Source organism: Paenibacillus glucanolyticus, assembly GCF_037333485.1.
Taxonomy (GTDB): Bacteria; Bacillota; Bacilli; order Paenibacillales; family Paenibacillaceae; genus Paenibacillus_AQ; species Paenibacillus_AQ glucanolyticus.
The window spans coordinates 6517627-6527500 of sequence record NZ_CP147845.1 but is presented as its reverse complement, the minus strand read 5'-3'; the positions used below and the strand labels follow the sequence as shown (position 1 = coordinate 6527500).

The 9874-nt window shown below is 47.8% G+C and carries 8 protein-coding genes and 6 tRNA genes; all 14 read left to right on the top strand.

The annotated features are described in order from the left end of the window. Positions 1–3 precede the first annotated feature (3 nt). The 14 genes from WDY75_RS30000 (at position 4) to WDY75_RS29935 (ending at position 9833) form a co-directional block, all read left to right on the top strand. Positions 4–79, top strand: a tRNA-Val gene (locus WDY75_RS30000). Between the two features lie 27 nt (positions 80–106). Next, a tRNA-Thr gene (locus WDY75_RS29995) sits at positions 107–182 on the top strand. Between the two features lie 13 nt (positions 183–195). Next, positions 196–272 (top strand) — tRNA-Asp (locus tag WDY75_RS29990). Between the two features lie 93 nt (positions 273–365). Beyond that, a tRNA-Phe gene (locus tag WDY75_RS29985) sits at positions 366–438 on the top strand. A gap of 12 nt (positions 439–450) precedes the next feature. After that, positions 451–536, top strand: a tRNA-Tyr gene (locus tag WDY75_RS29980). A gap of 7 nt (positions 537–543) precedes the next feature. Continuing rightward, positions 544–616 (top strand) — tRNA-Lys (locus WDY75_RS29975). Between the two features lie 151 nt (positions 617–767). After that, on the top strand, positions 768–1988 hold the full coding sequence (locus WDY75_RS29970; RefSeq protein ID WP_063478249.1) for a PucR family transcriptional regulator: 1221 nt from the start codon (positions 768–770) through the stop codon (positions 1986–1988). A gap of 108 nt (positions 1989–2096) precedes the next feature. Next, positions 2097–3221: an ABC transporter ATP-binding protein gene (locus WDY75_RS29965; RefSeq protein ID WP_006207513.1), complete on the top strand. Its 1125-nt coding sequence runs from the start codon at positions 2097–2099 to the stop codon at positions 3219–3221. Positions 3222–3610: 389 nt separating this feature from the next. After that, positions 3611–4549: an HPr(Ser) kinase/phosphatase gene (hprK, locus tag WDY75_RS29960; protein WP_006207515.1), complete on the top strand. Its 939-nt coding sequence runs from the start codon at positions 3611–3613 to the stop codon at positions 4547–4549. A gap of 20 nt (positions 4550–4569) precedes the next feature. Beyond that, positions 4570–5703, top strand: coding sequence for a prolipoprotein diacylglyceryl transferase (lgt, locus tag WDY75_RS29955; RefSeq protein WP_063478250.1), 1134 nt, complete (start codon positions 4570–4572; stop codon positions 5701–5703). 7 nt (positions 5704–5710) lie between these two features. Then, positions 5711–6361 (top strand): pyrophosphatase PpaX, encoded by a 651-nt coding sequence (ppaX, locus tag WDY75_RS29950; RefSeq protein WP_063478251.1) that lies wholly within the window; start codon positions 5711–5713, stop codon positions 6359–6361. Positions 6362–6374: 13 nt separating this feature from the next. Then, entirely contained in the window at positions 6375–6881 is a 507-nt protein-coding gene (locus WDY75_RS29945) for an acyltransferase (protein ID WP_036644187.1), read from the top strand. Between the two features lie 176 nt (positions 6882–7057). Then, positions 7058–8284 (top strand): acyltransferase, encoded by a 1227-nt coding sequence (locus WDY75_RS29940; protein ID WP_063478252.1) that lies wholly within the window; start codon positions 7058–7060, stop codon positions 8282–8284. Between the two features lie 355 nt (positions 8285–8639). Then, positions 8640–9833: an ATP phosphoribosyltransferase regulatory subunit gene (locus WDY75_RS29935; RefSeq protein WP_063478253.1), complete on the top strand. Its 1194-nt coding sequence runs from the start codon at positions 8640–8642 to the stop codon at positions 9831–9833. Positions 9834–9874: the final 41 nt, after the last annotated feature.

Genomic DNA, 9874 nt, shown 5'->3' with positions numbered 1-9874 from the left:
CCTGGAGGCTTAGCTCAGCTGGGAGAGCATCTGCCTTACAAGCAGAGGGTCGGGGGTTCGAACCCCTCAGCCTCCACCATGTATTTATTTTTTATTACCATACCATGCCGGTGTAGCTCAATTGGTAGAGCAACTGACTTGTAATCAGTAGGTTGGGGGTTCAAGTCCTCTCGCCGGCACCATCTTTACCAATGCGGAACTGTGGTGTAGAGGCCTAACATGCCTGCCTGTCACGCAGGAGATCGCGGGTTCGAATCCCGTCAGTTCCGCCATTATTTCTTTATAGGAATAATAATGGTTGGTTTTCCACAGATTAAAGTGGGAAGTGTCACACTCCGCACTTTATTTTTATGTCAATTACATAAGGCTCGGTAGCTCAGTCGGTAGAGCAGAGGACTGAAAATCCTCGTGTCGGCGGTTCGATTCCGTCCCGAGCCACCTTTATATCCTGGAGGATTAGCGAAGTGGCCAAACGCAGCAGACTGTAAATCTGTTCTCGTCCGAGTTCGGTGGTTCGAATCCATCATCCTCCACCAGTAATAAGAGCCATTAGCTCAGTTGGTAGAGCACCTGACTTTTAATCAGGGTGTCGAAGGTTCGAGTCCTTCATGGCTCATCCCAAGAGTCGTCAACGTTGTTGACGGCTCTTTTTGTTTTTCCAGAAGATAAGTTTGCTGCAAACCGATCTGCTTCCAATGAATGAATTGTAGTTTGTACAGGGTGATATGCTAAAATAAGAAAAAAACGATAAAGTGGTGGAGTCATCAATGGTGGAGATGGAGCACATCGTTCAGAAACTGGAGCAGACCCTGGGTACCTCACTCGGTTTAAAAACATTGAACGCGCAAGAAGCGGCATGGCTAAAAGAATCCATGACAGCCTCACAGCGGCATGGCAACCGCATCGGTCATCATAATGTGGAAGAGGCTCTTGGATCCATTTTCCGTGGAGAAAGGGAGACATCACGTAAAGAGCGAACCCATGCTGGCGCCTACGAATATGAAGCGCTTAATGAGGTTTGGATTCCGGTTAATCGGCAGGACCCTGTCCGGGTGATCGTGGCAGATCGGAATGTTCTGACGGAGTCGGAGATTGGCCTTATAACCCTTTTATTGTCGAGCATTCATGAGACATCTCCAGGGATAGTGTCGAAAAGCAGCGTTAAGGTCGAAGATGAACGGCGCGCTCAACAGCTGGGTTCATGGTTAAAGGAACGTCTTCAAGCCGGAGAACTGTTAGCTGAATTGCCGGATGAGCTTCTGCTCCGCTCAAGTTTAACAGAGGAAATGGTTCCTTTCCTTCTGATTAATGAAAGCGAACACGCGCCGACGCCGAGTTATAAAGCGCTGCAGCGGTTATTAAAAAGCTATTTTGACGGGGACATTATTCTGGTGCCGCTTCTGGATAAAGAATGGATTATACTTGCGAATCAAGAGCTGCTGGATGGAATCACGACAGATGATAAAGAGGATACCCCAGCCGAAGGCGATCAGGATTTACTGTCTCTGTTCTGTATGGGATTGTACGAGCTGGTTTCAACGGAATGGGTCGGGGATTTCCATATCTCGGCTATACCGGCCGTTAATGCGCTTCATGCTTTGCCACAGACGGTTGGAATGTTGAGGGAGACGATGACAATCGGCCGCACGTTCCAGGTTAAAGAACATATCCATCTATCGACCGGGCTCCACCTAGAGCGTTTGGTATACAGTATCCCTGAGCATCAACGTAATCAGTTTCTGCGGGAGTATGCTGCAGGGCATACCGATTTGTTCGAGGATAGCGAGACGTTGTCTACGCTGGAGTCCTTCTTTGAATTGGACTGCAACGTGAGCGAGACAGCCAAGCATCTGTATATTCACCGGAATACGCTGCTCTATCGTCTGGATAAGATCAAACAGGAGACGGGTCTGGATGTTCGCAGCTTCAGTGATGCGGTATTAGTAAAAATTACGCTTCTATTGTATAAAGTGACGAAAAGGAAATAGGTTTTTTGTGCAGATTGTGTATAGCAAGTCAGGTGCCTATGGGGTAATATAAGATTATAAATTAATTGTATTCGATTTCATAACATTCATATGAGGGGGCAAATGCACATGGCTGGTGTACGCTTAGAGCATATTTACAAAAAGTATGCAGGTGCGGATAAAGCAACTGTAATTGACGTTAATTTGGATATTAAAGATAAAGAATTTTTGGTATTGGTAGGTCCTTCCGGTTGCGGTAAGTCCACGACATTGCGTATGATCGCAGGACTTGAGGAAATTTCTGAGGGTAAACTTTACATTGGCGACCGCGTTGTTAACGATGTAGCACCTAAAGATCGTGACATCGCGATGGTATTCCAATCTTACGCCTTGTATCCACATATGAACGTATATCAAAACATGGCATTTGGTTTGAAGCTCCGCAAAGTGAAGAAAGACGAAATCGATAAACGTGTACGTGAAGCAGCTAAAATCTTGGACATTGAGCATTTGCTCGAGCGTAAGCCAAAAGCTCTTTCCGGTGGTCAGCGTCAGCGTGTTGCCTTGGGTCGTGCGATTGTCCGTGATCCACAAGTCTTCTTGATGGATGAGCCGCTTTCCAACTTGGATGCGAAACTTCGCGGTCAGATGCGTGCTGAAATTACGAAGCTGGTTAAGCGTCTTGAAACCACTTGTATCTATGTAACGCATGACCAAACAGAAGCTATGACAATGGGTGACCGTATCGTAGTTATGCAGGACGGTATCATTCAACAAGCGGATTCCCCAGAACAGCTGTACAACAGCCCTAACAACTTGTTCGTTGCTGGTTTCATCGGTTCCCCAACCATGAACTTTATCAACGGTAAATTGTCTGAACAAAACGGAGGCGTGTACTTCACTTCCGAGGGACTGAACGTTCAGGTTCCAGGCGGCAAAGCTCAAATTCTTAAAAACAAATCGATGATCGGTAAAGAAGTCATCATGGGTCTTCGTCCTGAAGATATTCATGAAGAGCCAGTATTCCTGGAAGCTTCCCCGAACACCATCTTCAATGCAAAAGTTGACGTTACTGAGAACCTCGGTCACGAAATGCTCTTGTATCTGAGTGGACTGGGTACTGATACTGTTATCGGCCGTGTAGACGGACGTTCTACTACACGTGAAAGCGATAATGTTAAATTGGCAATCGACATGAACAAAGTTCATATCTTTGATAAAGAGTCCGAATTGAACGTGTTGCTGGGAGACTAATTCTCCGGTATACGGCATTCTCTTGAAAACCGCCCCTCAAGGGGCGGTTTTTTTAGGAGAAAGAGGCATTTAGAGTGGTACTTATTTTCATTTCTCAGCAAATATAAGCCTATTGTCCCTATCGGAAGGGCAAAGAGAATTGCATTCAGTAGCTTTTTTCGATAAGATAAGCACAAAGCAGGGCATACATAAGTGTTTCGTGCATGCGGAAAAAGCGGCGTTTAGAACGTGGCGACATATGTTGATGACAGATAAAGACGTGGAATTGGAATACTTTTTGAATAAACATTTTTTGGAAATAACCAGATTATGAAATATATCATCCAAGATGAGCCGTGTAACGGCTGTGTTGTGATGTCAACATACAACGGAAGAAGAGGGGTAAGACCATGGCCAAGAAAGTGAAGGTATCCGAGCTGGTCCAGCAGTTTCAGCTGGAGGTCATCGCAGGCGAGGAAGGCTTGAAACGTCAGATTACAACGGACGATCTGAATCGTCCAGGATTGGAAATGGCGGGCTATTTTGAGTACCATCCGCGTGAGCGTGTACAGCTTATGGGGCGCACGGAGTTGGCTTTCTTCGGGATGCTGAAACCGGAGGAACGTAAAGAACGGATGCGTAGTCTGTGTACGGAGGAAACACCGTGTATCGTGGTTACGCGTTCGCTGGAAGTGCCGGAGGAATTGGTTGAGCTCGGGAATGAGCGAGGTTTGCCTATTCTGCGCAGCAGTATGGCAACTACCATTCTAACGAGCCGATTCACAAGCTTCCTGGAGCGAAAATTAGCACCGACTACAACCATTCATGGTGTATTGTGTGATGTATACGGCGTGGGTATGCTGATTACCGGTTCAAGCGGCATCGGGAAGAGCGAGACAGCGCTCGAACTTGTAAAACGTGGACACCGGTTAATTGCCGATGATGCGGTTGAGATTCGACAAACCTCGGATTTTCAGCTTCACGGCACGGCGCCGGAGTTGATTCGTCACCTTCTGGAGATTCGCGGTGTCGGTATTATTAACGTAATGACATTATTCGGCGCCGGGGCTGTTCGGAATAACAAGCGGATCACCCTCGTTGTTCGCTTGGAGGCCTGGCAGCAGGATAAGCAGTATGACCGTCTGGGTTTGGATGAAGAGACCACGCGTATTATAGAGACGGATATCCCTCTGGTGACCATTCCCGTTCGTCCAGGACGTAACCTTGCGGTTATTATTGAAGTAGCAGCCATGAACTACAGATTGAAACAAATGGGACTTAATGCTGCACTGCAGTTTACGAACAAGCTGACGGCAACCATCGCTGAAGATATGGACGATTTGGACTAGGACTAGGGAGGTTATAAGTGATGCAAACATTGCTCATCGATCCGGTGGCGTTCTCCATCGGATCGCTGCGTGTTCATTGGTATGGCTTGATTTTGGGGCTTGGGGCACTGGCGGGTCTGCTGCTGGCTATTCGCGAAGGCAAGCGTTTTGGCATTCCGCAGGAGTTCTTTATGGACTTGCTCTTGCTCGGCGTTCCTTCTGCCATCATCGGTGCACGCATTTATTATGTTGCTTTTAAGTGGGAAGACTATAAGGATAACTTCCTCGATGTGTTCAAAATATGGAATGGCGGTATTGCGATATTCGGCGCACTTATCGGTGCGATTATTTGCGCGCTGATCTTTGTTCGCAGAAGGGGCTACTCGTTCTGGCGAATTGCCGATATCTGTGCTCCGTCTCTATTGGCCGGCCAAATTATTGGACGCTGGGGGAATTTCGTCAACCAGGAGGCCTATGGCGGTCCTGTAAGCGAAACATTTTTGCGCGGGGAGCTGCATCTGCCTAATTTCATTGTGAATCAGATGAATGTACAAGGCGTATTCCATCATCCTACCTTCTTATATGAATCATTGTGGAATTTGGTTGGTATTGTTGTACTGCTTATTATCCGGAGACAAAAATTCTTGCGTTCCGGCGAACTTTTCATCGGATATTTCATCTGGTATTCCATTGGCCGGTTCTTCATTGAAGCGGTACGCACGGATAGTTTGGCATTTCAAGGCTCTACCGGCCTTGCCGACTTCATTAACAATACGCTATGGGCACCGATGACCTGGATGGGCTTTGAACTGGGCCATCTGGATCCGGCCTACGGAAACATCCGTATCTCACAGCTGTTGTCTGTCTTGTTTATTATTGCAGGCATCATACTGATTATTGTACGCCGTGTGACAGGTCGAGCGAATGTGCGTTATCTGGATCCGATCGTGTCCACCAAAGCAGGAGTCAGCCCAACCCCGGAGGCGGAGCTGCAAACGAATAAAACAGTGAAATCCCCGGCGGCAACTTCTTCGAAAAATCATAAAGAGACAGTGGAAACAGCGGAACCTGTTGATAAGAGCCCTCTTACCCAAGCTCAGGAGACGGAGGCCAAGCAAACGCAGGTGGATGAGACTCCGGTTATAAAACCAGATACGGAGGACAAAAAGGAGTAGTTGCAGCATGATTGAAACCGTACTGTTTGATCTGGACGGCACCATTATTGATACGAATGAATTGATCATTTCATCATTTCTGCATGTATTCGAGTCTCAGGCTCCAGGGCCTTTGACCAGAGAGCAGATCATTCCGCATATGGGGACAACGCTTGAACAGCAGCTGCAGGCTTTCTCGGGGGGCGTCGAAGATGTGAGCCCGTTTGTAACAGCCTACCGCTCGTTCAACACGCTTCATCATGATGAGATGGTCAGACCATTCCCGCATGTGAATGAAGTCGTGGAGCGTCTTCATCGACACGGGTTAACCCTCGGCATCGTAACGACGAAGATCCGTCCCTCCACGATGATGACTTTGGAGAAGTTCGATCTCGAACGCTTCATGTCTGCGATTGTTACGGTGAATGATGTAGAATACCCCAAACCGCATCCCGAACCCGTTCTGACAGCGATAGAGCGGCTGGGTGCGAACCCGGAGACAACGTTGATGATCGGTGACAGTCCAGTCGATATTCAGTCTGCGAAGGCGGCAGGCGTTAAGGCTGCCGCAGTAGCCTGGTCCCTGAAGGGTGAACTGAAGCTGAAGGAGTATGGTCCGGATTTTATTTTGAGGGATATGAGAGATCTGTACGATATCGTAGGACTTCCAGAGGAATAGGAGTTTTGGAAGCATGGCCAGAAAGATTACCCGTTATCCTGTAGAAGGGCCGAACGCGCTGTGGCAAATCTACCGTACCGTTAGCCCGTTTAAGGGCGTGAAGAACTTCATCTTTATCCAGCTGGCGCGCTATTGCCCCATCCTGCCCATGAAGAACTGGATATACCGCCATATGCTCGGGATGAAGGTAGGTCCGCATGCTGCGTTTGGACTGATGGTCATGGTGGATGTGTTTTTTCCTGAGAAAATAACCATCGGTGAGAATTCGGTGATCGGCTACAATACAACCATTCTTGCACATGAGTATTTAATCAAGGAATATCGCCTAGGAGAGGTATGGATTGGGGAGAACGTACTGATCGGCGCGAACACAACGATATTGCCTGGTGTAACCATTGGGGATGGAGCGGTTGTTGCTGCAGGATCTGTTGTACATAAGGATGTGGCACCAGGTGTCTTTGTAGGCGGGAATCCATTGCGAGAGCTGAAGAGGACATCGACGGAAAGTGAGTCAATTTGAGGTAATATGACATGTCAGGTTCTCAAGCTGTCGGATTTATTGTAAAATGAGATGAGGATGACATGACAGAAAGCGAACTATAGTCCCCTGGGTAATGGCCTTGAGGGACTTTTTTGCCCGCCGCCTTATACATGGACTCTATGAAAAAGCTGAAATAAAAGGAGGCGACGCCTGACATGAGTGCTACGCTGAACAAAAAGGAAAGGCTGCCGCAACTCGATATCTATCGTGCGATGGCTATTCTGGGCGTGCTTCACGTACATGCGACTTCATTTGCAACGGTGGATGCAATCGATTCGCGGTTCTATTATATTATTAATTTTTTGAATATCTTCTTTAAATACGGCACACCTTCGTTTATATTTCTGAGCAGTTTTGTGTTGTTCTATAACTATGCAGACCGTCCATTGACCAAGGATTTGATCAAGAACTTCTACAAACGGCGGCTTTTGTATATTCTGCTGCCTTATGTGCTGTTCTCTATCCTCTACTTCTTTGTTCGGATGTATCAGAATGGACTGCTGAACAGTTCGTTTGATCTATGGGCACAAATGCCGCTTTTCTTTGAGCGTCTGATTCGCGGACAGAACTATACGCACTTATATTTTGTATTCATCAGTCTGCAGTTCTACATTCTGTTCCCGATCTTCCTCAAGCTGTTCAAATCGTCCCGGTTTCTGGTGCGGTGGGCGGTTCCGATCGGATTCCTGCTCCAATGGGGCTTCATCTTATGGAATAAGTATGAACTGCAATATACGTTTAAAGGCAGCTTGGCTATCTCTTATCTAGCCTATTACATGCTGGGCGCTTACCTGGCGATGAATTACGATAAATTCAAGGGCTGGTTAACGTCCTCATGGAAGAAGCAGACTTCGGGTCAAAGGGCAGGCACGGTTGTGTTGTGGGCCGGATGGATCGCGGTGGCACTGGCTCATGTGCAAATCTGGTACAATCAGCGATTGCACGGTGCCAAATACGATTCCCTGTTGTACGAGCTGCTGTGGAATCTGCATACCGTCTTCTCTGCGATTGTGCTGATGCAGCTGGCAAGCTGGCTGTACAATAGCGGTTGGAAACTCATCGTTAAGGTCCTGACACGGATTGGCGAGCTATCGTTCGCGATATATCTGGTGCATCCATTGTGGCTATTCTTGTATCGGGAATACGATCTGAAGCTGAACCCAGTAACCGATGATTATCTCATTTGGGTATATGGCGGTATGGTAACCGCGCTGATTGTCAGTGCGCTTGTGGTGCAAACCATGTTCCGGTGGATCCCGGGCTCCTGGATGCTGCTTGGCAGCGTGCCGCGTTCGTTAAAACCATCATCCAAAGCACCCAAGACGCCGTCGCAAAAAAAGGATACCGTTACAGGCGACAGCAAGAAGTCGGTTGATCTGTAATTGTAATATCTGTAATCATAGCAGGCATAATTTCATCTCATACCAACGATCATGAACCAAGCCGTCCGGCAATCGGGCGGCTTTTTGTATGGGTGCGCATAAGGCATGGCTGGGGATGATCACAAGCCAAGCCAGCCACTACTGCTCGTTCTTGTGTTACAATTATACCCAGAAGTGAAGCTGGCCCTGGGGCGGCTAATGTCGTTAGAAACAGAGAACGATACATAGATGTACGCATTTCCCATGCATTGACGATCGGGATCTATTCATGGTAATATAGCCAATATCCTTTAATTTATTAGCAAGGTAACACTTTACCATATTAAAGACTTTTTCTGATTTGAGGTGGAGCTTCATGTCTAAACCAAAAGGCTTCGAGAAACCGGCAGGTGTTCGTGATTATCTACCCCATGCAGTCACCAAGCTGCGCCGGATTGAACGTGAAGTGCTTGCGTGCATGGACCGCTGGGGATACCGGCAGATCATGACACCAACGATGGAATATTACGATACAGTAGGCGTAGCAAGCTCTACGTCGGACCAAAAACTGTTTAAATTACTTAATAAACGTGGAACAACAATGGTGCTTCGATCTGATCTTACGGCTCCGATAGCGCGGGTCATGTCATCACTGCTGAAAGATGAGCCGCTTCCGGTGCGTTTGTCATACCATGCCAATGTGTTTCGCGCGATTGAAGAGGAAGCGGGACGGGAAGCGGAATTCTTCCAGACGGGTGTTGAGCTTGTAGGCGATGATTCCCCTGAGGCGGATGCCGAAGTGATAGCATTGGCGATTGAATCGCTCAAGGCGGCAGGCGTCGAGAGATTTAAGATTGCGATGGGACATATGGGTTATCTTAATGGTCTGCTCCAGCAGGTGCTTCCTGAGCGGGCTGAAGATCAAGAAAGTTTAAAGCAGGATCTGCTGAATCGGGATTACGTCGGATACCGGAATACCATCGCCAGCCTGGAACTGGCCCCAGGACAGCAAGAACAGTTAGAAGGAATTCTAAGATTGCGCGGTGGCCGGGAGATTGCCGGTCAAGCTCTTGAAATTAGCAGCAATGACCTCGCCAGGGCTTCTATTGAGCATCTATGCAAGGTGTGGGAGGTGCTGGAGGCATACGATGTCTCCAGGCATGTTCTGTTTGATCTCACCATGCTCGGGGACTTCTCCTATTACACAGGGATGACGTTCGAGGGCTATGCGGCGGAATTAGGCTCCCCTGTGGCAAGCGGTGGTCGTTATGACAAACTGCTCCAGCAGTTTGGCCGTGCGGTTCCGGCAACAGGTTTTGCCATCAAGACCAACCGTATATTGGATGGAGTACAGGGTTCCGAGATTGTGGAAGACCTTCCTGTACTCATTCGTTACACGGCTTCTTATCGGAAGAAAGGATTAGCTAAGGCGGCTGATCTTCGCGCACAGGGTCATACGGTTATAACTTCAATTATTTCGGATCATGCAAACGGTGGAGACGAAGGGGCTCCTGTCATATCCGGGAGTTTGCTCCATAGAGGATACCGGGAGATTATCACACTTCAATAGAACGTGGACGTGATTCATCTTTTATATAAGTTAAGGTTAGG

What these genes read in the sequence shown, in the direction of transcription:
- WDY75_RS29970 (WP_063478249.1), top strand. Translation starts at nt 768, where the DNA reads ATGGTGGAGATGGAGCACATCGTTCAGAAACTGGAGCAGACCCTGGGT.
- WDY75_RS29965 (WP_006207513.1), top strand. Translation starts at nt 2,097, where the DNA reads ATGGCTGGTGTACGCTTAGAGCATATTTACAAAAAGTATGCAGGTGCG.
- hprK (WP_006207515.1), top strand. Translation starts at nt 3,611, where the DNA reads ATGGCCAAGAAAGTGAAGGTATCCGAGCTGGTCCAGCAGTTTCAGCTG.
- lgt (WP_063478250.1), top strand. Translation starts at nt 4,570, where the DNA reads ATGCAAACATTGCTCATCGATCCGGTGGCGTTCTCCATCGGATCGCTG.
- ppaX (WP_063478251.1), top strand. Translation starts at nt 5,711, where the DNA reads ATGATTGAAACCGTACTGTTTGATCTGGACGGCACCATTATTGATACG.
- WDY75_RS29945 (WP_036644187.1), top strand. Translation starts at nt 6,375, where the DNA reads ATGGCCAGAAAGATTACCCGTTATCCTGTAGAAGGGCCGAACGCGCTG.
- WDY75_RS29940 (WP_063478252.1), top strand. Translation starts at nt 7,058, where the DNA reads ATGAGTGCTACGCTGAACAAAAAGGAAAGGCTGCCGCAACTCGATATC.
- WDY75_RS29935 (WP_063478253.1), top strand. Translation starts at nt 8,640, where the DNA reads ATGTCTAAACCAAAAGGCTTCGAGAAACCGGCAGGTGTTCGTGATTAT.